This is a genomic window from Thalassococcus sp. BH17M4-6 (assembly GCF_049323015.1).
Classification (GTDB): domain Bacteria; phylum Pseudomonadota; class Alphaproteobacteria; order Rhodobacterales; family Rhodobacteraceae; genus Puniceibacterium.
Window position 1 is genome coordinate 1 of record NZ_JBMPGU010000005.1, and the last position, 21,923, is coordinate 21,923.

21 protein-coding genes and 1 pseudogene are annotated in these 21,923 nt (G+C 65.0%); 16 read left to right on the forward strand and 6 right to left on the reverse strand.

Going from position 1 to position 21,923, the window contains the following annotated elements:
- On the reverse strand, positions 1 to 3,620 hold a 3,620-nt coding region (locus ACOXXX_RS08700), incomplete at its 3' end, for a PKD domain-containing protein (protein WP_422826177.1).
- Positions 3,621 to 3,893: 273 nt separating this feature from the next.
- On the reverse strand, positions 3,894 to 4,472 hold the full coding sequence (locus ACOXXX_RS08705; protein ID WP_422826178.1) for a hypothetical protein: 579 nt from the start codon (positions 4,470 to 4,472) through the stop codon (positions 3,894 to 3,896).
- A gap of 200 nt (positions 4,473 to 4,672) precedes the next feature.
- Here ACOXXX_RS08705 and ACOXXX_RS08710 point away from each other — a divergent pair, with 200 nt between their 5' ends.
- The 3 genes and pseudogenes from ACOXXX_RS08710 to ACOXXX_RS08720 all read left to right on the forward strand — a co-directional run bounded on the left by ACOXXX_RS08710 (position 4,673) and on the right by ACOXXX_RS08720 (position 6,256).
- Complete coding sequence (locus ACOXXX_RS08710; RefSeq protein WP_422826179.1) at positions 4,673 to 5,146, forward strand: prepilin peptidase; 474 nt, start codon at positions 4,673 to 4,675, stop codon at positions 5,144 to 5,146.
- A complete protein-coding gene (gene gspG / locus ACOXXX_RS08715) occupies positions 5,146 to 5,574 on the forward strand; it encodes a type II secretion system major pseudopilin GspG (RefSeq protein ID WP_422826180.1) in 429 nt (142 codons plus the stop codon). Before ACOXXX_RS08710 ends, gspG begins: the two co-directional genes overlap by 1 nt.
- Before the next feature lie 89 nt (positions 5,575 to 5,663).
- Positions 5,664 to 6,256, forward strand: a pseudogene (locus tag ACOXXX_RS08720) (IS6 family transposase).
- A gap of 61 nt (positions 6,257 to 6,317) precedes the next feature.
- Here the strand turns inward: ACOXXX_RS08720 and ACOXXX_RS08725 are convergent.
- Positions 6,318 to 7,895: a GspE/PulE family protein gene (locus ACOXXX_RS08725; protein WP_422826181.1), complete on the reverse strand. Its 1,578-nt coding sequence runs from the start codon at positions 7,893 to 7,895 to the stop codon at positions 6,318 to 6,320.
- Positions 7,896 to 8,159: 264 nt separating this feature from the next.
- On the opposite strand from ACOXXX_RS08725, the gene ACOXXX_RS08730 reads away from it, so the two are divergent.
- From ACOXXX_RS08730 to ACOXXX_RS08775, 10 genes are all read left to right on the forward strand, one after another.
- On the forward strand, positions 8,160 to 9,011 hold the full coding sequence (locus ACOXXX_RS08730; protein ID WP_422826182.1) for a PilN domain-containing protein: 852 nt from the start codon (positions 8,160 to 8,162) through the stop codon (positions 9,009 to 9,011).
- The gene (gspM, locus tag ACOXXX_RS08735; RefSeq protein ID WP_422826183.1) at positions 9,011 to 9,574 is read left to right on the forward strand and encodes a type II secretion system protein GspM; all 564 of its coding nucleotides are present in this window, start codon (positions 9,011 to 9,013) and stop codon (positions 9,572 to 9,574) included. Before ACOXXX_RS08730 ends, gspM begins: the two co-directional genes overlap by 1 nt.
- Entirely contained in the window at positions 9,571 to 10,080 is a 510-nt protein-coding gene (locus ACOXXX_RS08740; RefSeq protein ID WP_422826184.1) for a hypothetical protein, read from the forward strand. Before gspM ends, ACOXXX_RS08740 begins: the two co-directional genes overlap by 4 nt.
- Positions 10,080 to 12,080 carry a type II secretion system secretin GspD gene (gene gspD, locus ACOXXX_RS08745; RefSeq protein ID WP_422826185.1) on the forward strand — a complete coding sequence of 667 codons (2,001 nt, stop codon included), beginning with the start codon at positions 10,080 to 10,082 and terminating at the stop codon, positions 12,078 to 12,080. The genes ACOXXX_RS08740 and gspD overlap by 1 nt, the downstream gene beginning before the upstream one ends.
- Before the next feature lie 48 nt (positions 12,081 to 12,128).
- A complete protein-coding gene (locus ACOXXX_RS08750; RefSeq protein ID WP_422826186.1) occupies positions 12,129 to 13,343 on the forward strand; it encodes a type II secretion system F family protein in 1,215 nt (404 codons plus the stop codon).
- Complete coding sequence (locus tag ACOXXX_RS08755) at positions 13,327 to 13,701, forward strand: hypothetical protein (protein ID WP_422826187.1); 375 nt, start codon at positions 13,327 to 13,329, stop codon at positions 13,699 to 13,701. Before ACOXXX_RS08750 ends, ACOXXX_RS08755 begins: the two co-directional genes overlap by 17 nt.
- Positions 13,698 to 14,054: a prepilin-type N-terminal cleavage/methylation domain-containing protein gene (locus ACOXXX_RS08760; protein ID WP_422826188.1), complete on the forward strand. Its 357-nt coding sequence runs from the start codon at positions 13,698 to 13,700 to the stop codon at positions 14,052 to 14,054. The genes ACOXXX_RS08755 and ACOXXX_RS08760 overlap by 4 nt, the downstream gene beginning before the upstream one ends.
- Complete coding sequence (locus ACOXXX_RS08765; protein WP_422826189.1) at positions 14,051 to 14,617, forward strand: prepilin-type N-terminal cleavage/methylation domain-containing protein; 567 nt, start codon at positions 14,051 to 14,053, stop codon at positions 14,615 to 14,617. The genes ACOXXX_RS08760 and ACOXXX_RS08765 overlap by 4 nt, the downstream gene beginning before the upstream one ends.
- Before the next feature lie 156 nt (positions 14,618 to 14,773).
- Entirely contained in the window at positions 14,774 to 15,277 is a 504-nt protein-coding gene (locus tag ACOXXX_RS08770) for an Lrp/AsnC family transcriptional regulator (protein WP_422826190.1), read from the forward strand.
- Between the two features lie 140 nt (positions 15,278 to 15,417).
- Positions 15,418 to 16,557 carry a glycine cleavage T C-terminal barrel domain-containing protein gene (locus ACOXXX_RS08775; protein ID WP_422826191.1) on the forward strand — a complete coding sequence of 380 codons (1,140 nt, stop codon included), beginning with the start codon at positions 15,418 to 15,420 and terminating at the stop codon, positions 16,555 to 16,557.
- Between the two features lie 72 nt (positions 16,558 to 16,629).
- Here ACOXXX_RS08775 and ACOXXX_RS08780 read toward each other — a convergent pair whose 3' ends face one another.
- Entirely contained in the window at positions 16,630 to 17,631 is a 1,002-nt protein-coding gene (locus ACOXXX_RS08780) for a zinc ABC transporter substrate-binding protein (RefSeq protein WP_422826192.1), read from the reverse strand.
- A 56-nt stretch (positions 17,632 to 17,687) separates the two neighbouring features.
- On the opposite strand from ACOXXX_RS08780, the gene ACOXXX_RS08785 reads away from it, so the two are divergent.
- From ACOXXX_RS08785 to ACOXXX_RS08795, 3 genes are read left to right on the forward strand one after another with little or no spacing between them, the layout of a single operon-like run.
- Positions 17,688 to 18,218, forward strand: a complete 531-nt coding sequence (locus tag ACOXXX_RS08785) for a Fur family transcriptional regulator (protein WP_422826193.1) — start codon at positions 17,688 to 17,690, stop codon at positions 18,216 to 18,218.
- Entirely contained in the window at positions 18,215 to 18,979 is a 765-nt protein-coding gene (locus ACOXXX_RS08790) for a metal ABC transporter ATP-binding protein (protein WP_422826194.1), read from the forward strand. The genes ACOXXX_RS08785 and ACOXXX_RS08790 overlap by 4 nt, the downstream gene beginning before the upstream one ends.
- Positions 18,979 to 19,782 carry a metal ABC transporter permease gene (locus ACOXXX_RS08795; RefSeq protein ID WP_422826195.1) on the forward strand — a complete coding sequence of 268 codons (804 nt, stop codon included), beginning with the start codon at positions 18,979 to 18,981 and terminating at the stop codon, positions 19,780 to 19,782. The genes ACOXXX_RS08790 and ACOXXX_RS08795 overlap by 1 nt, the downstream gene beginning before the upstream one ends.
- Here ACOXXX_RS08795 and ACOXXX_RS08800 read toward each other — a convergent pair.
- Positions 19,748 to 21,160, reverse strand: a complete 1,413-nt coding sequence (locus ACOXXX_RS08800) for a sensor histidine kinase (RefSeq protein ID WP_422826196.1) — start codon at positions 21,158 to 21,160, stop codon at positions 19,748 to 19,750. The two genes, ACOXXX_RS08795 and ACOXXX_RS08800, sit on opposite strands and share 35 nt — an antisense overlap.
- Positions 21,147 to 21,824, reverse strand: a complete 678-nt coding sequence (locus ACOXXX_RS08805) for a response regulator (protein ID WP_422826197.1) — start codon at positions 21,822 to 21,824, stop codon at positions 21,147 to 21,149. The genes ACOXXX_RS08800 and ACOXXX_RS08805 overlap by 14 nt, the downstream gene beginning before the upstream one ends.
- Between the last annotated feature and the right edge of the window lie 99 nt (positions 21,825 to 21,923).

A 21,923-nucleotide genomic window follows, 5' to 3' on the forward strand; every position in this document is an offset into this window, starting at 1 on the left:
AGCGGCACCAGCAGAAAGTCGGGATCAAGATCGCGGTTCTGGTTTTCGGTGACGGTGATGGTGCGCAGGGTGCCCAGGTAACCGCCGGGTCCGCCATTGGCCGATGGTTCGATGATCACCTGATCACCGCCTGCGCTGAGGCTGCCAAAATCAAAGGCGCCGCTTGCGTCGGTGGTGGTCATCAGCGCCGCATCGCGCAGGCGCACCGGCATGTCGCCAAGGGGCTGAAGGGTCTTGGCATCCAGCACGCGGCCAAAGACGCCGGTGTCGCCCGCCGTGGCATCGACCACGTCGATATTGAGAACAGCGGTGTCGGTCAGCGTCCCGTCGGACACGCCCACGGTAAAGCTGTAGCTGCCCAACTGGCCCGCCTCGGGGCGGAACCGCAGCGCGCCGCTCGTCGCTTCGAGCCCGATGCCCTGCGGCAGCGGGAGGGGTGTGGCAAAGAACGAGATCGGGTCGTCATCGGGATCGCTTCCCGTCAGGTCCAGCGCCAGTTCCAGACCCAGCTCGACCACATAGCGATCGCGCAGATCACCAAGCACCGGCGGCTGGTTCAGCGACGCGGCGGTCACGGTCAGGCTGGCGGTGTCGGTCAGCAGACCGTCATCGACGGTGGCCATGATTTCGTACTCGCCCGGCTGATCGGCCACAAAGCCGACCTCGCCATCGCCAAGATCGGCGAGGAACGGGTCAGAGCCCGCGGGCTGCGCGGTGATGGCATAGCTGAAGGTCAGCGGATCATTGTCGGGATCGGAGGAGCCTGCGGCGGAGTAGGTCACCTCGGTGCCGACATCGACATCCGCCGGCCCGTCAAGTGCTGCGACGGGCGCGCGGTTGGGGGCGGTCACCGTGAAGGTGACCGGGTCGCTGTCGAATTCGTAATCCGACACGATCAGCTGCACCACATAGTCGCCCCGCCGGTCCGGAGACAGGCTGGCCAGCGGCTGATCGGCATCCAGCAGGACGGCGCTCGATCCGTCGGGTCTGCTCAGCAGCGTCCAGGCGTAGCTGAGCACGTCGCCGTCGATGTCGGAAGAGGTCGTGCCGTCCAGGGTGGCGGTGTCGCCGACAAAGGTCTCGGCAGGGCCGGTAATCGCGGCGGTCGGGGGCGAGTTGAGAACCTCGACCTCGATCACCGCCGGTTCGGCGATCAGTTCGCCGTCGGTGGCGGTGATCTGCAGCAGATAGGTGCCGACGCGGTCGGGGGCAAAGGTCAGCGCATCGCCCGGCACGACCGCGGCGTCCAGAGCGGCGGCGCTGCCATCGGGCCGCGCGATCAGCGACCAGCCAAAGCTCAGCGCATCGCCATTGGCATCGTAGGCATAGAGGGACGCGGTCAGGTCGACGGTCTCGCCCGAGATCAGTTCGAAGCGCGCGCCACCGTCCACAACGGGCCGCAGGTTGGTGTTGCCGACAAACACCGTATCGGCCACCGAGGCGCCCGCGCCATCGGCGACGATCAGCTGCACCACGCCCGAGCCGGGGCCGGTGCAGACCGGATTGTTGCGGTTGAAGGGGTTGGTCTTGGCGCGGTCTTCCGCCTGCAGGGTGCCCGCAACATAGGCGCCCATATCGGCCTTCTTGCCGATCTCGGCCGAGGTCACATGCACCGACACCCGGCCCGGCACCGTCCAGGTGCCATGTTCCACGCCGTCGCTGTCGATCAGCGTGACGTCACGGGTGTATTCCTGCTTGTTCTCGATCTCCCAGACCAGCAGGTCGCCCTGCATGCCGTCCTGGCGGCCGCGGCTGTGCAGCGTGATCTGCACCGGCTCCGAGGCGCTGGCGGCGAGGTCGCCGGGCAGGCGCGTGTCGAACTGGCAATAGCCGCCTGTGTCGGCGCGCTTGAAGTGATAGACCGGCGCAAAGCGGATCACATCGCGGAAGCGGCCTTCGCGGATCGACAGGCTGACATCCGGCATCGCGGTGTCGGCACCGGTCAAGGCCACGGACGATCCGTCGCCCATCAGACCCAGCGACGACCAGGCGTATTGCACCCCGCCGCTGCCGACACTCAGCGTGCCATCCAGCGACAGCTGACCCAGATCGCCGACCAGACGGTCCCGGCCCGCCTCGGCCACCGGGCGCGGCGGCGCCACGCGGATCAACGTCGTGGCGGGCACGCCCGCCACATCCGCATCGGCCACCAACAGCTGCACTACATAGTCACCCGCGACATCCGGGGTGAAGGCCACAAATCCGGTGCGCTCGGCCTCCAGCACCGCCGACGCGCCTTCCGGCGCCGAGAGCAGGCTCCAGTCATAGGACAGAAGATCGCCATCGATGTCGTAGCTCTGGCTGCCATCGACGATCAGCCGCGCGCCCACCGCGGACGTTGTGGCCGGCGCGATCCGGGCCACGGGGCGCAGGTTTCCGCCACCTGCCACGACCAGCAGATGATCCTGATCGGTAAAGCGGCCATCGTCGACATTCAGCGCCAGCAGGTAATCGCCCGCCGTATCCGCGGTAAAGCTCGACAGACCGTCGATATCGGTGCTCAGCTGCGGTGCCGCACCCGCGGGCGCGACAAGAACGCCAAGCGCGCCAACCAGCACCTCGCCATCCACATCCGTCGAGGCATAGGGTTCGACCGACAGCGTCTCTCCGAGCGCCGCACCCAGCTGATCGAACCGCGCCGAAGCCACCGGCGCCACCACGCGGCCGCCCACGCCTTCGTAGAAATCGACGCCGCGCGCTTCCAGATCGGCGCGGGTCAGAAGCGTCCCGATCACGTCCGTCAGTGTGGCCGAACCGCCGGTCTGCCCGAAGATCAGCGTCAGGTCGGTGCGGCCCGCATCGGGCGACATCCGCGCATTGGTCAGGGGATCGGTGTCCAGCTCCAGCGCATCGACCATAGCCAGCAGCCCGCCCGCGTCGCTGGCGGTATACAGGTTCCCGCCAAGCGTCACGCTCAGCGTGTCGGCCAGCGCGCCCGCGCCGTCATCCAGCACGAAGCCGTCGATGCGGGTGTGATCGCCGGGGGCGGTCAGACGCTCGCCCAGATCGAATGTGTCGGCCACCGCGGCATCGGCGGTCTGCACGCTGTCATAGTTCAGGCGATAGACATCGGTGCTGCCGGAATTCGGCAGGAAGGTCAGGTCGAGGACATCGGGCTCGGACGTCACGCCCTGCGCGTCCTGAACCCTGAGAGCGACGCGGTATTCCCCCTCGAGATCGAGTGACACGGCCGCCATCGGCCCGGTCCCGATAATCGCCGCGGCACTGCCCGCAGGCGCGGTCTCGACCGACCACATGTAGCTCAGCGAATCGCCATCGACGTCATAGCTGTCCGCGCCATCCAGCGTGACCGGAGAGGTCCCGTCCGGCACATCGCGAATCACCGCCTGCGCAACTGGTGGGAGATTTCCGGTGCCGAATGTCAGAAGCGCCGTGGCCGCGGCGCCACCATCCTGGGCCAGCATGGTGATGCGCGCAACGTAGGTGCCGCCGATATCGGGCGTCACGCTTGGACGCAGCAAAGCGGCATCCGAAAAGTCCGCCACGCTGCCTGCGGGCCGCGAAACCCATTCCCAGGAAGGCGTCAGCGCACCGCCGACGGGAAGCTCAAGCCCGTCTGTCGGATCCAGTTTGAGGGAGTGCCCGACCGCGGCACGCATCGGTGTCGGCGTATCGGCAAGGGCTTGATTGAAAAGCAGAATTTGCGAAAGGTACAAAAAAATGGCCGCGCAGCAAGCGCGCTTCAATGCAATCATAACATGTCCCCCGTAACCGGTTATCGTCTTTTGAGGACATCGTTAACCAACTCACCTCAAGTCGCAATGACAAATTCGTGAACTTTCTCGACCGATGAACAGAGGCCGCCGTTTTCCATTAAAGACCGCGCAGAACGGAGCTGATTCAGAGCTGTCGGAATCCGGATTTTCCGGTCATCAGCGCAGCTCCAGAACTCTCCCCTGAGATGATCCGCTGCCAAGCGCGACAATTCCCAGCAGCCGCGACTGCCCGGCCGAATCAATCCGGACCTCGTAGATCGCACCCGAAGGCGCGCTCCGCCACTCCTCGCGAATCTCTCCACCCAAAAGGTCCAGCAACCTGTCCGGGGCGACGTCCGGGGCGACGCCAAAACGGCCCGAATGCACCGTCGCGATCCCGGTGAGCGCCTGGGATACATGCCAATCCAGACCGGCAACCCGTCCGAAATCACGCACACTTTGCAACCTATGTGGCGTCCGACGCCAATCGCGGTAGCGCTGCAGAGCCTCGGGCGGAATGTCCATCGCGGCGGCAAGCGCTTCCATGAGTTCGACACCGGCGGTGTTGAGGTCCACAAGCCCGCCGACATCCTGCAGTCGCAGGACCGCCTCGCCGCCCAACCAGGGCACTGTCAGGCGTGTCTCGATGCTGGCTTGCCCCTCCCGCTCGCCATAAACTCCAAGCGCCAGACGCACCAGCGCCGCGCCTTCCTGCGCCGTCTGAGCAATCCGCTCTTCGGTGCTGATCTGCGTCATGCGGGACAGAAGCCGCGTTGTGCTGCTTGCAACCAACAGGGCGATGATGCTGAGTGTGGACAGCACCACAATCAGCGCAAAGCCCTGTCTTGTCCGATTTTTTCCCGCCATCACGCCAAACTGAAGCCTTCTTGCGCCCGATGCAAACCTTGTCGCCCCTTGTTTTGCTGCTGATCCATCTCGCTGTCTACGGGGGCGCCATGGCCGTCATCGCGCCGGGCGCCGGGGTCTGGGCACTTATCCTGCTTGTCCTGCTGGTGTGGGCCAGCTGGATCGATACCCGGCGGTTCGAAATCCCCGATCTGTCCTCTGCCCTGCTGGTCGTGTCGGGCCTTATCTGGCTGACCACACGGCCGGCCCTTGGCGTCCTGCCCCATCTTGTCGGCGGGCTTGTCTGGCCGCTGCTCTTTTCGGCGGTCGCCTGGGGATACGAGCGGACGCGGGGAAAGACCGGCCTCGGGATGGGCGACGTCAAGCTGATGGCGGGGATCGGACTTTGGTGCGGTCTGGTCGACACGATCCTGGTGGTTCTGGGCGCGGCGCTGTCCGGTCTCCTGTCCCTCGGCATTCACGCCATTGTCACCGGCGGCAAGGGCATTGCTCATTCGAAGCTTGCATTCGGCCCTTTCCTTTGTCTTTTTGCCTGGTGCGTCTGGCTGACAGGGACACCGTAATGATGAAGCGCACTGACAAGGATCACCCCGAGGCCGGGGTCACGATCCTTGAGGTTCTGATTGTCCTGGCGATCATTGCCATGATTGCCGCCGTCGCGGGGCCGCGGCTGATCGGATACCTCGGACGCGCAAAGTCTGAAACGGCGCAGCTTCAGATTGACCAGTTGGGCAATGCCTTGCAGCTGTTCTACATCGACACCGGCCGCTATCCGACCGAGGCCGAAGGGCTGGGCGTTCTCATGACCGCGCCGCCGGGCGACGGCTCATGGGCCGGTCCGTATCTCGATGACGAGGCGGGCCTGAGCGACCCCTGGGGCAGAGCCTATCTCTATCAGGAACCGGGCGATGCGGGACAGCCGGGCATCACCAGTCTGGGGCGGGACGGAGCCCGCGGCGGAACCGGGGAAGACGCCGACCTGTCGTTGTAAGGCTGCAATAGACCGTCCGGTCGGATTCTGTCGCAAACTTCGGCGTGATGGTCTATCAGTCCTCTTGATTTGTCGATGAGGTCGCGCAGATGGTGTCGTTCAAGGAGGCGCAGTTTCCAAGAGACGTGATCCTGTAGACGGTCTTCTTCTATGTCCGGTAAGCCGTTTCCTATCGCGACCACGAGGAGATCCTGGCGGAGCGCGGCGTCGTGGTTGATCATGCCTCTTCGAACCGGTGGGTGGTGAAACATGCGTTGTCGCTGGCGGCCCAGGCGCAGCAGCGGAAGACGCGGACAACACCATCCTGGCGCCTTGATGAGACCTATTTGAAGGTGCGTGGCGACTGGTGCTCTTTGTATCGAGCGGTGGACAGGAACGGCCTACCGAGGTCTTGCGCGATCGACAAAAGCGGCGCGAACACTGCGGGTCTGGCGGGATGAACGATGCGCTCCGGAGAGTTGGGTCGGACCGCAGGATCAGGGTCAGTCGATCAAAGTATCTGAACAATACCGTGGGGCAGGACCATCGCGGGGTGAAAAGACGGATCACGCCGATGCTGGGGTTCAAGTCACTCGGATCGGCAAGAGCAACTCTGGACGGGATCGAAACGGCACATATGATCAGGAGGGGCCAACTCGGCAGCGGATGCCCGTTCGAGATCTACACCAGCCTTTCGGTCTGATCGGCCGCCGAGTTGGCCATCCGTGGCAAGAGTGAAACTTTGCGACGGAGCCACCTCCAAGTTACAGAGCAAGCGATCCGATTGCCCGCAAGACATCGGCTTCGACGATCTCGCCACGTTCGATCAAACGCTGACCGTGATCCTGCATTCCCTGAAAGCCGCTTGCCGCCGCGACCTGCCGCAATGTGTTCATATCCGCCGCATCCGAGATCGCCTGTGACAGCGGCGCACTGACGCTCAATAACTCGGACAGCACCCGGCGCCCGGCGTAGCCCGACCCGCCACAGGTGTCGCAGCCCGTGCCGGAACAGGCCTTGCAGACCCGGCGCACCAACCGTTGCGACAGCACACCGCGCAGCGTCGCCGCCAGCAGATACGGGGGCACGCCCAGATCCAGCAGCCGCGGCACGGCGGACACGGAATCGTTGGTGTGCACCGTCGACAGCACCATGCGCCCGACCAGGGCCGCGCGCACCGCGATTTCGGCGGTTTCGGCGTCTCGGATCTCACCCACCATGATCACATCCGGGTCCTGCCGCAGGATGGCGCGCAATGCCTGGGCAAAACCCATGTCGATGCCCGGTTCGACCTGCACCTGGTTGATGCCGGGCAGCGAAAACTCGATGGGGTCCTCGACCGTGACGATCTTGCGCTCCGGCGTGTTCAATCCGTCAAGCGCGGTGTAAAGCGTCGTGGTCTTTCCGGACCCGGTCGGACCCGCGACAAGAAAGATGCCATTAGGCTGGTGAACCAGTTGCTCGATCGACGCGGCATGGTCGCGATCAAATCCCAAGGCATCCCAATCCAGCGCCAGGCGCGTCCGATCCAGAAGGCGCAGCACGATGCTTTCGCCGAACTGCGTCGGAAGCGTGGACAGGCGGATATCGATGGCCCTGCCACGCACCGACAGCTGCGCGCGCCCGTCTTGGGGCCGCCGCTTTTCCGAGATGTTGAGGTTGGCCATCACCTTCAACCGCGACACGGTCGCGGCCCGCATCGCCAACGGCACCGCGCGCCGAACCTGCAAGACCCCGTCGATCCGGAACCGCACCTGAGCGTCCCGTTCTCCGGCCTCGATGTGGATGTCGGACGCCCCCTCGGTGGCGGCCTGGGCGATCAGGTCATTGACCAGCTTGATCACCGGACCGTCATTGGCGAGCTGGTTCAGACGCTCGATATCGCCATCCGATATGCTGTCATCTGATACCGCCTTTTCGGGCGCGGCCAGCGCCAGCAAGGCCTTGATGGTCGACGGCGCGGCAATCGCCATTTCGACCGGGCTTTTGAGGTGGTAGCCGATCGAGCGCACGGTTTCCGCTCCGCGCGGATTGGATGTGGCGAGCAACAGCCCATCGTTGCTTTCGCGCACAGGCACAACCTCCGCCCGGGCAAGGAAATCCGGTGTCAGCGAGAGAGACCGCATCAGCGTCGGGTCGGCATCCCCATCCGACACGAAGGGCAGGCCGAGAAACCCTGCCAACTCACCGTAAAGCTGATCCTCGCCGATCAAGCCGAACTCCAGCAACGTCCGTTCGATCGGCGTGCCGGTCTGCGCGCTGGCCAGTTCGGCCCGGCGTGCGGCGGCACGCGTCAACAGATCGGCCGCACTGAGCCGTTCGAGAAAACCGGCACTGTTCATCGCTTTGCAACCCCGCCTCCGGAGCTGGGTCCGGGTCAGAAACTTCTATTCAACAACGTTAAATTGTCTTAAGTTGTAAAAAAAGCCGGAAAACAATCCGGGTAACGAGCAGGACAGATGACACGGCGGTCACCTTCACGAATGGGCGCGGCCTTAGCCGCACGGTTTGCCGTGCTGGCACCTGACTGGTTGCGCGCGATGTTTCTGGGCCAACCGATGGCGCGCCGTATGCGGGTTGCACAAGGTGACAGGACCCGCCGTTCCGTGCCCGCCGATATGCTGACCAAGCCTGCCGGACCGGACGCAAAGAACCCCGCGCGCCGCGTGATCGACCTGCAGGTTCCGCCGACGCTCTTTCTCGAACGACAGGTCACCGCCCCGGTCACGGCACGGTCCAAGCTCGAGACGCTGGCCGAACTCGATTTGCGGCACCGCACCCCTTTTTCACCCGGCGACGTCTATTCGCAGCTGGGCACACCGAAGGTGCAGGGGGATACCCTAGTCGTGCCGCAATGGGTGGCCAAGCGCAGCGACGTGGCCGAATGGCAGCGCAACCTGTCCGCGCATGGCATGCGCCTGCGCCGGGTCCATGTGGACGGGCAACCACGTCCGATCGCGGATTTCTCGGCCACGATTGCCCCCGGCGGACGCAAGCTGCGCTGGGTGAACGGCCTGCTTGCCGCCGTGGCGGTCGCCGCCGTGCTGGCAGGCTGGCTCTACCCCGGTTGGGTCGCGCGGGACCAAAGCCGCGTCCTTCAAGACGATCTGGTCGCGCTGCGGGCCGAGGCGCTGGCCCTGCGGCAAGAGGTCGAAACCCTGCGCAGCCGCGACAGCGAACGCGCGGCGTTTCTCGACACGCTGCTGCGTCGCGCCGCCCTGATCGACACGCTGCGCGATCTGACCGTGGCGCTTCCGGACGAGGTCTGGATCGAGACCGTCACCTATTCACCGAAACGGACGACGATCAACGGACAGATCGATGGTTCGGCGGCCGATCTGGTTCTGGCGTTGGGAAAGCGGCCGGTGTTTCGCAATCCGCGTCTGTCCGGACCGGTGTCGAAGACCCCTGCCGACGGCGAGCGTTTTGAAATCACCGTCGATCTGGAGGGCAGTTGATGGCGCGGTCACGCCTTCTGGATGCGCTGTTGTCACTGGCCCTTCTAGGCCTGTTCGCAACGCTGATATGGCTGGCCGCGGTGCAGCCTCTTCAGGGTTGGCGCCAGGCGCAGCTTGACGCCCGGGCCGACGCCATAGCCGAGACCCAGAAGCTGAAAAGCAGCATCGCGACCCTGCGAGCCGAGCGTGATCGGTACGATATCGATGGCCAGCTTGATGTCTTGTGGGAAGCGGAACGCACCGGCACGGCGACCGCAATGATCCAGTCCGAAATCTCGCGCATGGCCCGCGATCAGGGCGTCAGCCTGCGGGCGATCACCCCGGCCCGCCAGCGCGACCTGAGCCTCGCGGACGCGGTCGGGATCAGAATCGAACTGGAAGCGGCCCTGGACCAGCTCTCGGATTTTCTGAAAGTGGTCGAGTATCATTCGCCCGCATTGCTGATCGAGCGCGCCACGCTGCGTCGTCTGGCAAAACCGGGCAGCGCCTTGGCGCAGCCTCTTGTCTTTGCGCAGATCGATCTGGCGGCCCCGTTCGTGATCCAGGCGGAGGATCAGCAATGATGTCGCGCCTGCTGTCCCTGATCGGAACCGTCCTGCTTCTGGCAGGCGCGGGTCTTGCAGGGTGGTGGGCGCTGACCGTGACAACACGCCAGCCCGGGCTCCCCAGTTTTGAAATGGCCCAGCCACAGGCGACACGCGCGGCCCCGTCTCGGGCCGCGTCGCGCCCGCGGCGCCCTGACGTCTACTACGACGCGGTGACGCAGCGTCCGCTTTTTGCGCCGGACCGACGCCCGCTGGTCCTCGACGACACGCCGGAAGCGGACCCGCCCGATCCCGTGGTTGCCACCCCGCCCAAGCCTGTCGTCGTACCGCCCCCTGCGGTGCGCCTTCTCGGGGTTATGGGCGCTGCCGACGAAAACCGTGCTCTGGTTCAGAACGCCGAGGGCGAAGCGCTCTGGCTTACACAAGGGACTGAACTGGCCGGTTGGACGATTTCCCGGATCGGTCCGAACTGGCTCGACCTGAGCCGCGCCTCAGAAACCATTCGCATCGAGATGTATCAATGATGAAACTGCTTCTTTCCACCCGCACGGTCTTCTTGATGCTCCTGACCGCCTCGCTTTTACTTTCGGCATGCGGCGAAGAACGGGTCGACCGAAGGGATGCACCCCTTCTTGCCAATTCCGACAACAAGGCCGGTGGCGCAGCGGGCGGCCTTGGCGGATTGCTGGGCCGCTTTCAGGCGGGCACAACCACAGAGCGCCGGGCCCTGGGCACAGATGACTTCATGGCCGACCCGGGCAATCCCGGCGACCTGGTCGGGGTGTCGGACGAGGGCGATTTCACCCTCAACCTCGTCGATGTGCCGATCGCCGTGGCGGCAAAGGCGGTGCTGGGCGACGCGCTGCAGAAGAACTACACGATCAAACCGGGTGTCGAGGGATCTGTCACGCTGCAAACCACCCGGCCTCTGAGCGAACGCGCGCTTCTGGAAACCTTCCAGACCGTGCTTGAAATCAACGGCGCCGCCCTGCAGACAAGCGGTGACCTGATCACCATCGTGCCGCGCGATGGTGCCGCGCAGCGCATCACCCGGGGCGCGCCGCAGGGGATCGGAAGCCGCGTTGTCGCCGTGCCGCTGGAATACATCGGCACCGCTGAAATGCAGCGCCTTCTTGAGCCCATTGTCGGCGAAACGGTTCGCCTGCAACCCATCCCCAAGCGCAACATCATCCTGATTTCCGGCACCCGAGAGGAAATCAACGCCGCCATTGAGGCCGTGAACCTGTTCGACGTTGATGTGCTTAAGGGCAAATCGGTCGGTCTGTTCCGCCTCAAGGCCGCCGAGCCCGAAGCCGTGGTGCAAGAGCTCAATCTGATATTCGAGACGGGCGAAGGCGGGTCCCTGCAGAACGTCGTGACGTTCATTCCCTCTGCACGGCTGTCGGCGGTGATCGTGGTGTCGTCGCGCGGGAAATACCTGCCCGAAGCCGAACGCTGGATCCGCGATCTCGACAAGACCGCCGGCGGGGCGAAACGTCGGCCGGCAGTTTACAGCCTGCAACATCGCAGCGCCGAAGAACTCGCCCCGATTCTGGGTCAGATGCTGGAAGAGGTCGCCCAGGAAGAAGGCGCGCCCGTCGAAGGCCAGCCGCGCGTCGTGGCGGATGACACCAAGAACGCCATCGTGGTCTGGGGCAATGACAGCGAACAGGAAAGCTTTTCCCGGTTGATCCAGACGCTGGACACCGTGCCCGTGCAGGTTCTTCTCGAGGCGACCATCGCCGAGGTGACGCTGAACGACGAGCTGAATTTCGGTCTGCGCTGGTTCTTTGAATCCGGTGATGTCAAAGGCACCTTTTCGGACGCGGCCAACGGTGCCGTGGCCTCGACCTTTCCGGGTCTGAGCTTTCTGTTCCAAGGCACCAATGCCGGGGTCGCGCTGAACGCGCTGGCCTCGGTCACGGATGTGAATGTCGTCAGTTCGCCATCGCTGCTGGTGCTCGACAATCAGGAGGCCAAGCTGCAGATCGGCGACGAGGTGCCCATTGCCACGCAGCAGGTGCGCGACACCACCGACCCCGCCGCACCGGTGGTCAACACGATCAGCTTCCGGGATACCGGCATCATTCTCACCGTCAAACCGCGCGTCTCGCGCTCTGGTCAGGTGATCCTCGACATCGAGCAGGAAGTATCCAGCGTCTCGAACACCACCACCTCGGGCATCGACAGCCCGACCATCTCGACCCGCCGGATTGAAACCAACGTCGTTGTCACGGACGGGCAGACCATCGCGCTTGGCGGTCTGATCGAGGAAAGTCGCAACAAGACCAACGCCAAGGTGCCGGGACTTGGCGATGTAAGGGGCCTCGGGACGCTGTTCCGGTCCCGCAAGGACACGATCGGCAAGACCGAACTGCTGGTCCTGATCACGCCTCGAGTCATCCGCGACGGGCATGAAAGCAAATCGATCACGGCCGAATTGCGCCGTCGCATCACCGGAGCCGACAAGCTGGTCAGAAGCGGCATCGTGGCACCGTCGACCGGACACCGGATCATTGACTAGCGCGCGACAGGACGGCACCCTGCGGCCAGCCAAGGGACCGCTTTGCCAATGCCACGCTATGCCTACAGCGCCTACGATTCCGCAGGTAGCCTGACCTCGGGCGAGGTGCAGGCGCAGAACGATCTGGCCGCGCTTGACCAGCTGTCGGCGCGCGGGCTTACCCCGGTGTCGCTCAATGCCGGGGGGCAGGCACTGCGCTGGTGGCAACGCGAAATATCCCTGTCGGGCAAGGCGGCAATCAATCCGCAGGCGCTCACGCTCTTTTTTCGCAACTTTGCGTCGCTCTTGTCCGTCGGCTTTCCCCTGCCCCGCGCCCTGCGCTTTTGCCTTGGCAGCACCCGCGACGCGGCGCTGAGGCAGATGCTCGGGCAAGTGTCTGACGCGGTCAGCGACGGTCAAAGCCTGGCCCAGGCCCTGCACGACACCGATGGGCGGATCCCGGACCGCTTGGTCACGATGATCGAGATCGGCGAGGCCTCGAACCGACTTCCCGACGTGGCAGCCCGCATCGCCGACACGCTGGAAGCAGAAACCGCGCGCAAGCGCGAGCTGCGATCCGCGCTGGTCTATCCGATGATCCTGGTCGTGATGTCGGTTCTGGTCCTGGGGCTGCTGGTGTTCTATCTCGCACCGACGCTGATGCCGGTCTTTGCCTCGGCCGCGTCGGAACCGCCCTGGATACTGCGCAGCATGACCGCCTTGCGCGACGTGCTTCTGCACAATTGGCCGCTTGTTTTGGGCGGCGTGTTTGCCCTTGTCATGGTCCTCCGCCTCGCCTGGCCTGCGCTGTCTGGGGCCGCGGCGCCGGTGGTTCTGCGTATCCCGGTCTTCGGACCCTACCTGCGCCAGTCCGAAACGCTGGCCCTGTGTCGGACCCTGGCGCTGATGCTGAGCAGCGGCGCCCCCCTGCCCCGGGCGCTTTCCGTGGCCCGCGACACCGCGGGTCATCCCGCCTATCGCGCATTGCTGACCCGCACCCAGACCGAGATCACGGCCGGCGCGCCGCTCTCGGCATCGCTGTCGAACAGCCCTCTGATCGACCCGATGGCCGCCGCCATGCTGGAAGCCGCCGAAGAGGCCGACGACATGGCCCCGGTGCTGGACCGGCTTGTGGCCGAGATGTCGACGCGCACCGCCCGCACGCTGGATCAGGCGATCAAGTTGATCACGCCGCTGATGACCCTGGCCATCGGACTGGGTGTGGGGGGGGTGATCCTGTCCACGATCTCGGCCATCCTGTCGCTGAATGATGTCGCGTTCTGACAGGGGCCCGGACGCGGGTTTCACTCTGTTCGATGTGCTGATCTCGCTGGCGATCCTCGCCGCGATCCTCGCCATCGCGACAACGGCGCTGCGCCCGCCGTCACCGGCGCTCTTGCTGGAGCGGCAACTGGCAACGCTGAAGAATGACGCCGCACTCGCGCGCGACCGCGCGGTGCGGCTGGACCGGCCCGTCGCTCTGCCTGTGCCGGGCTGTCAAACCGACGAAGGGTCGGAAGCGCTGTTCTTTCCCGATGGCACAGCCCGCGCCACCGGGCCGATCTGCCTGACCCAGGGCGGCCTGTCGCGAAGGCTGCTGATCGAACCGATCACCGCCCGGATCGCAGAGACCGGACCATGAGCCGGCGCGCCGGGTATTCGCTCTTCGAGGTGCTGATTGCCTTTGCGATCATGTCGATGGTGCTGGCGGTGCTGCTGCCGCGGCAGACCGATCTTCTGACCCGAGCGCAGAACATCGACGCGCGGCTGGAGGCGCAGGATCTCGCGCTTTCCCATCTCGCGCTCTTGGGCCTCGATGTGCCGCTTGAGGAGGGGGCCTACAGCGAAGCTCAAGGCGATTGGACCCTCCATCGGGATGTTACGCCGGTCACTTTGCCAGATGTCGATGTGCCGATCGTCGAAGTCACCATAACCGTCCACTCCGAGCGCGGGCAGACACTGGCGCGGCTGCAGGAATGGCGGGTCTTGCCATGAGGTCCAGCGCGGGTCTGTCGCTCTTTGAACTGCTGGTGTCCCTGGCCTTGCTGGCAATGATCTCGGCCGGGCTGGCAGGTGCGCTCGGCGTGACGATCCGCACGCACGACCGCGCCACGGCCGTGCCGGAAAGCAACGCAAACCCCATTTCCAAAGCGCGGCTCAGGCGCTGGCTTGCGCAGGCGGTGCCCCCCAACCGGCTCGCGTCCTTTCCGGTGACCTTCGACGGCGCGCCGCAGCGGCTTGAGTTCACAACCCTTGCGGCAAAGGGATTTGCCCCCGACGCCGGGGCGCTTCGCATCACGGTCACAAGCGAAAGCGAAGCGCTGTTGCTGTCCGTGACCACGCTCGATGACGATGGCGCGGCGATCGCGACGCTTGAGCAAGATATTGTCATTGGCGGAGTGTCCGAATTCGAATACTTCGATCCGTCGGATGACTCGCCCGGGTGGGTTCCGATCTGGCAGAACAAGGCAGACCTGCCCGCGATGGTCCGGATCACAATGCCCGAGGCGCGCAACACGCTGTGGGCTGATTTCACGGTGCGGCTGTTTCAGCAATAAAGGGCGCCGTTGTGAAGGCACGCGCGTCGTTGCGCCGCTCTGATCTCAGGATATGTCGTGATCTGCATAGTCTGTTGCATCCATGACCTGATAGGATCGCTGATGCACTTGAATATGACCCCCTATCGGTATCCACGAATTGAAAGTTAAGCGCCTGTGAAGAAGCTCGGCCTTGATGCCACGGATATCCGGATACTGAGCGCCATTCAGCGACACGGACAGCTGAGCAAGGCCAGGCTGTCCGAAATCGTGAACATTTCCCCGACGCCCTGCTGGGCGCGGTTCGACCGGCTGAAGGCGGGCGGGTTCATCCGCGGCTACAGCGCGGAGATCGCGCTGGAACGGCTTTGCGATTTCACCCAGGTGATCGTGACCGTCTCTCTGACGCGCCATCGCAGGACGGATTTCGAACGTTTTGATGCATGGATCATCGGGCAGGACGAGATCGTCGATTGCGTCGCCACCGGGGGCGGCATGGACTACGTGATGAAAGTGGTCTGCCCGACCCTGACGGCGTTCCAGGCGCTGATGCAGGACATGCTGGAGGCCGACCTGTCCGTCGATCGCTACATGACCTACATCACGACCAGGGTGGTCAAGGCGGCGCGTCCGAACATCGCCAAACTGGCCGGGTCCGTGCCGCGCGACCGAACGGTCTGAGAGCGGCCCGAATTTCAGCCCGAACGGTCCATGTTCTGCCTGTTTTTTGGACCGCACCGATCCGGCATTGTCGCCTAGATAAGCGCCATCATCCACCGTCGTCCGGGCCGCCCGCCCGGGGACATGCAAAGGCGCAAGACATGCACGCAGACGAGTTCGGCTTTGGCACGCAGATCCGGAAATCTCCCTATTTCGACGCCACCGTGCGGTGGGGGGCCAAAGGGTTTTCCGTGTACAACCACATGTATATCCCGCGCGACTTCGGCGATCCGGAACAGAACTTCTGGACCCTCGTGAACGACGCGATCCTGTGTGACGTGGCGGTGGAACGTCAGGTCGAGATCACCGGCCCGGATGCCGCGAAATTCGTCCAGATGCTGACGCCGCGTGATCTGTCCAAGATGGCCGTGGGCCAGTGCAAGTACATCCTGATCACCAACGCGCAGGGCGGCATCCTGAACGACCCGATCCTGCTGCGGCTGGCCGAAAACCACTTCTGGATCTCGCTTGCCGACAGCGATATCCTGCTTTGGGCGCAGGGCGTGGCCGTGCATTCCGGCCTTGATGTCCAGATCTGCGAACCGGATGTTTCGCCGTTGCAATTGCAGGGACCGAAGTCGGGGGAGGTCATGAAGGCGCTCTTTGGCGAAGAGATCATGGACCTGAAATACTACTGGCTGCGCGAGCTCGACCTCGACGGTATCCCGCTGATCGTGTCGCGCACCGGCTGGTCTTCGGAACTCGGCTATGAGCTGTACCTGCGTGACGGCGGCAAGGGCGATGCGCTGTGGGAACGCATCATGGCGGCGGGCCTGGAATTCGGCCTCAAGCCCGGGCACACCTCGTCGATCCGGCGGATCGAAGGCGGGATGCTGTCCTATCACGCGGATGCCGACATCCACACCAACCCGTTCGAACTGGGTCTGGACCGGCTGTGCAATCTGGATATGGAGGCCGAGTTCATCGGCAAGGCCGCGCTGAGGCGCATCCGCGACAAGGGCGTTGCCCGCATGCAGGTCGGCCTGATCATCGACGCGGCGCCGCTGAAAGGCCCGAACACGACCTTTTGGCAGATCAATCGCGACGGTACCGAAGTGGGCAAGGTGACCTCTGCGGTCTATTCACCGCGGCTGGAGCGGAATATCGCGCTGGCAATGGTGGCGGTGGAACACGCCCATGTCGGATTGCAGCTTGAGGTGGTTCTGCCCTCCGGTCCGGCACGGGCAACGGTGGTGGAGCGCCCGTTCTTCGACCCCAAGAAGTCGCTGGCAGCGGCCTGACCCGAAGTCTCTCACCGCCTCCACCCGGTCTTCGTGCAGGGTCCGATGTTGAATCGTGCCCCGCACTTGGGATCACGACAGGCAGTCGGCCAGCGAGGATGCGAGGTTGCGCAGGAGCAGCGGATAGAGGTCCGGCCCCGGTTCGAGGTCGGAGCCGAGCGGATCGAGCACCGAGGTTTTTGCATCCGCACCGTCCATGACGGTGGCGACGAGCCCGTGGTTGAACTGGGGTTCCGACAGCACGCACTGGATGTTTTCATCTGCGATGCGACCCTGGATTTCCGCGATGCGCGCGGGGCTGGGGTCAGAGGCATCCGAGACCGAGATCGCGCCCGAGGCGGGAAAGTCGAAGGCCGTCTCGAAATACTGATAGGCGTCGTGGAAAACGACGAAGCGGCCGTCGCGGACGGGGTCGAGGATGCCGCTCACCTCGGACGACAGGGTGGCGATGTCCGCGCGCGCCGCGGCGGCGTTGGTGAAATAGGCGCCCGCATTCTCGGGGTCGGCGGCGGAGAGTTGGGCGGCGATCACGTTCAGCCAGGTCGCGGCGTTATCCGGCGACAGCCAGGCATGCGGATCATACGCGCCGTGATCGTGGTCATGCCCGTGTTCGTCGGCATGATCCTCAGGTTCGTGATCGTCCCCGTCGGCATGATCCTCGTGATCGTGGTCGTCCCCGTCGGCGTGGTCCTCATCGCCGTGGGCATGCGCCTCGAAGAGCGCGCCTTCGCGGAATTCAAGCAGGACCGTGCCATCCACCTCGAGCAGTTCGGTGACCTCGGCATCATCCGCGAGCGTTTCGATGGACGCCTCCATCCATGGCGTCAGACCCTCGCCCACCCAGAACACCAGATCGGCGTCCTGCAGTGCCTGCGCCTCGGACGGCCGCAGGCGGTATTCATGCGGCGATGCGCCCTGCTGGACGATCAGCGACGGCTCTCCCACGCCGTCCATCACGCGCGCCACCAGCGCATGCACCGGCGCGACATCGACCGCGACGCGCGGTACCTCGGCCATGGCGGTTCCGGCCAGAAGCGACGCGGCGGCGGACAGGGAAAGCAGGTGTCTGGACATTTTGGCCCCAAGGTGATTGTATAACATTACTAGCGCGATACAGGAAATGAGATAACATGACAAGTGGCGCTTATCAGGGCAAGCCGGAGGCGGGAAAGACCAAGCCCGCACCGGTCGGGTTCGACGCGCATGACCACGGCCAGTGCGTCGACGCCGCCATATCCGGGGCCGAATCGCATTGCGCCGCCGCTGGCCTGCGCTTTACCCCGGTGCGGCGTGCGGCGCTGGAAATCCTTCTGCGCGAACACCGCGCCATGGGGGCTTACGAACTGCTGGACCGGCTGCGCGACGCAGGCTTCGGCGCGCAGCCGCCGGTGGCCTATCGCGCGCTGGATTTCCTCGTCGAGCATGGATTCGTGCACAAGATCGAGCGGCTCAACGCCTTTGTCGCCTGCGCGCATCCAGGGGCCAGCCATTCCCCGGCCTTCCTGATCTGCCGAAAATGCGACGCAGTGGCCGAGGCGCATTCCGCCCCCGCTCGCGGCACGCTGGGCGATGCCGCCCGGGCCACGGGGTTCCGGATCGAACGTACCGTGGTCGAGGCGCTTGGCATCTGCCCGGCCTGTGCAAAGGCCCCCGGCGCATGAGCCTTCTGACTGTCGACCGCCTGAACGTGCGCTACGGCGCGACCGAGGTCCTGCAGGACGTCAGCCTGAGCGTGGAGCCGGGCGAGGTCGTGACCATCGTCGGCCCCAACGGATCGGGCAAGACAACGCTCTTGCGCAGCATCGTCGGCGCGACGCCTGCCGCAGCGGGCCGGATTATCACAGCGCCCGGTCTGGTGCTCGGCTATGTGCCGCAGCGCCTGCACGTCGACCCGACGCTGCCAATCACCGTGGCGCGGTTCCTGTCGCTGCCGGGCGGGGCGTCGCGGTCGGACAAGACCGCGGCGCTGGCCCGCGCGGGCGTGCCGGACCTGGCCGACCGGCAGATGTCGCAGCTGTCCGGTGGGCAGTTGCAGCGGGTCCTGCTGGCCCGCGCGCTGGTGGCGAAGCCCGCTCTGCTGCTGCTGGACGAACCGACGGCGGGGCTGGACCAGCCCGGCTCGGCCGCGTTCTACCGGCTGATCGACGAGGTGCGCCGCGACACCGGCTGTGCGGTGCTGATGATCAGCCACGAGCTGCACGTGGTCATGGCGGCGTCGGACCGCGTCATCTGCCTCAACGGCCATGTCTGCTGCCACGGCACGCCCGAACACGTGTCGTCGGCGCCGGAATACCAAGCCCTCTTCGGCACCGGCACCGGTGGCGCGCTCGCGCTCTACCGGCACGACCACGACCATTCGCATGATCACAATTGCGATCATGGGGGCGGCCACCACCCGCACAAGACAGAGGCGGCCGAGTGATGCTGGACGATTTCATGACACGCGCCACGCTGGCCGGCATCGGCGTGGCCTGCGCGGCGGCACCGCTGGGCAGTTTCGTGGTCTGGCGGCGCATGGCCTATTTCGGCGATGCCACGGCCCATGCCGCGATCCTGGGCGTGGCGCTTGCGCTGGCGCTGCAGGTGTCGATCTTCACCGGCGCCGTCGCCGTGGCGCTGGCCATGGCGCTGACCGTGTCGGCGCTGAGCGGTCGGGGCTACGCAATGGACACGCTGCTGGGTGTGCTGGCACATTCGGCGCTGGCCTTCGGCCTTGTCGCTGTGTCGTTCCTGTCGGGTATCCGGATCGACCTCATGGCCTATCTCTTTGGTGACATTCTGGCGGTGTCACGCGGCGATCTGGCGGTGATCTGGGCGGGTGCGGCGCTGGTCGTGGCGCTGATCGGCTGGCGCTGGTCCGGGCTGCTGACAGCGACACTGAACGAGGAGCTGGCCTATGCCAGCGGCATCAATCCCAAGCGCGAACAGCTGGTTCTGACCCTTGCCCTGGCCATCACCGTCGCGGTGGCGATCAAGGTCGTGGGCGCGCTGCTGATCGCGGCGATGCTGATCATCCCGGCGGCCGCCGCGCGGCCCCTGTCGCGTACGCCCGAAGGCATGGCGATGATCGCCGCACTCATCGGCGGCGCGTCGGCGGCGGTGGGGCTGCGGGCGGCTTACGTCCTCGACACCCCCGCCGGCCCCTCCATCGTCTGCGTCGCGGCGCTGATCTTCCTGGTGACGAGCCTTGTCAGGACGCTGCGCTCCGGGGGCGAGGCCGGCTGAACGGCGCGCCCGCCGCGGCGGGCAGCGACAGTTCCACGATCAGACCCGGCTCGTTGTCGCGCAGCGTGATGCGGCCCTGATGTTTCTCGGCAATCGCCTGCACCAGCGCCAGCCCCAGACCGCTGCCCGGCTTTGTCCGGCTGGGGTCGAGCCGGTGGAACGGTTCGAACACACGCGCCTTCGCGTCGTCGGGAATGCCGGGGCCGGTGTCGGCCACGGTGAACCGGACCTCAGCGCCCGCACGGTTGAGCGTGACCGCGATATGATTGCCATCGTCCCCATGGGTGACGGCGTTCTGCAGCAGGTTGACCACCAGTTGCTGCAGCATCTGCGCGTCGCCCATGACGCGGAAATCCCGCCCCTCCTCGACCTCGAACGACAGGCGCTGTCCCGCATCCTCGGCGATCAGGGCGAAGGTATCGACCAGTTCCGCGGTCACTTCCTGCAGGTCGACGCGGGCGTTCAGGTGGTCATCGCCCGCTGCGGCGATCCGCGACAGTTGCAGGTAGGAGTCAAAGATGACGCGCATGTTCTCGAGCTCGTCCTGCGTGTCGGTCAGCGCGTCGGTGGGGTCCTGCCCGGCCTCCACCCGCTCCATCGCGGTGCCCAGCGACAGATAGGCGCGGCCAAGCGGCGATTTCAGGTCGTGGGCGGCGGCGGCGGCGGTGTTGCGCGTGGTGGCGATCATCCGCGACAGGCGGTCAAGATGCAGGTTCATCTGCCGCGCGATCCGGTCGATCTGCGTCGTGCCGCCGTTTTCGGAAATCCGCACATCGGTGTCCCCGTCGCTGGTCTTCGACAGGGCGGTTTCGATGTCCTTCAATCGGCGCAGGCTCTTGTAACTGAGGTAATATCCCATCGACAGCATCGTCAGCACGATCAGGAACCCGCTGAGCGTCAGGGTGCGGAAGACAAGGATCTGTGTGTGATAAAGCAGGTCCAGCCGCATTCCCACGACCAGCGTGCTGTCGTCCAGCGGGCCGGAGAAATAGACATATTCGCGGGTGATGTCGTCGGGGGCGGCGGCGGCATGATCCAGCGGACCGACCTGCAGACCCAACCCGTCCGGACGGGTGAGGACGTTGCCGACGACGAAATCATCCGCCGCCCCGAACAACGCGGAGGCGTGACGCCCGCCGGTGGCTGCGCGCGACGCGACCGCGATCGCATTGGTGACATGATCGCTGTCCTCGCCCTCGTGTTCGGCGGCGATGATGTTCCAGCGTTGCTGCACGTCGTCACCCAGTTCGGCGATCAGGCTCTTTTCGACGTAGACCAGCGCCGCCCAGCCGAACAGGACAAGCACGACGACAAAGGCCATCGCGGATCGCAGCACGGCCGAGAATGCGGCCCCCGAAAGGACGTCACCGCGGTCCATGCATCGAATACCCTGTGTTGCGGATCGTGTGGATCAGGGGCGTGTCAAAGGGCTTGTCGATCTTGGCGCGCAATCGGCTCATGTGCGTTTCGACCACGGTGGTGTTGGGTTCGAAGTTGAAATTCCACACCCGTTCCAGAAGCAGCGTCCGGGTCACGACCCGGCCAGCGTTGCGCATCAGGATTTCAAGGATGTTGAATTCCTTGTTGTGCAGTTCGATCACGCTGCCCTGCCGGGTCGCGGTGCGCGACAGCAGATCCAGCGTCAGGTCGTGCACGGTCAGGACAGGTTCGCTGCGGGTTTCCGTCTTGCGCCGCACGATGGCCTCGATCCGGGCCATCAGTTCGGAAAAGTGGAAGGGTTTCGTCAGGTAGTCGTCACTGCCCGCGGCCAGCCCTTCGACGCGGTCATCGACCTGCCCCAGCGCGGTCAGGAACAGCACCGGCAGGGATTTCTTCGATGCCCTGAGCGCCTTGAGGACAGAGAGCCCGTCCATCCCCGGCAACATCCGGTCAAGGATCGCCAGGTCGCAGTCGTTGTACAGGCAATAGCTCAGCGCATCGCGGCCATCGGCGACATGATCAACGTTGTGGCCATGCTCGGACAGGCCGGCTACGATGTAGTCGGCGATCTTGGTGTCGTCCTCGGCAAGCAGGATTTTCATCGGCGTCCCTCTTCTTGCGGTCAGTAAACGGGAATCGACCGCGCTGTGCCAGCGAAACAGCGTTCTTTGCATCGAAGTAAGGTTCGCGCGAGTTTCGGG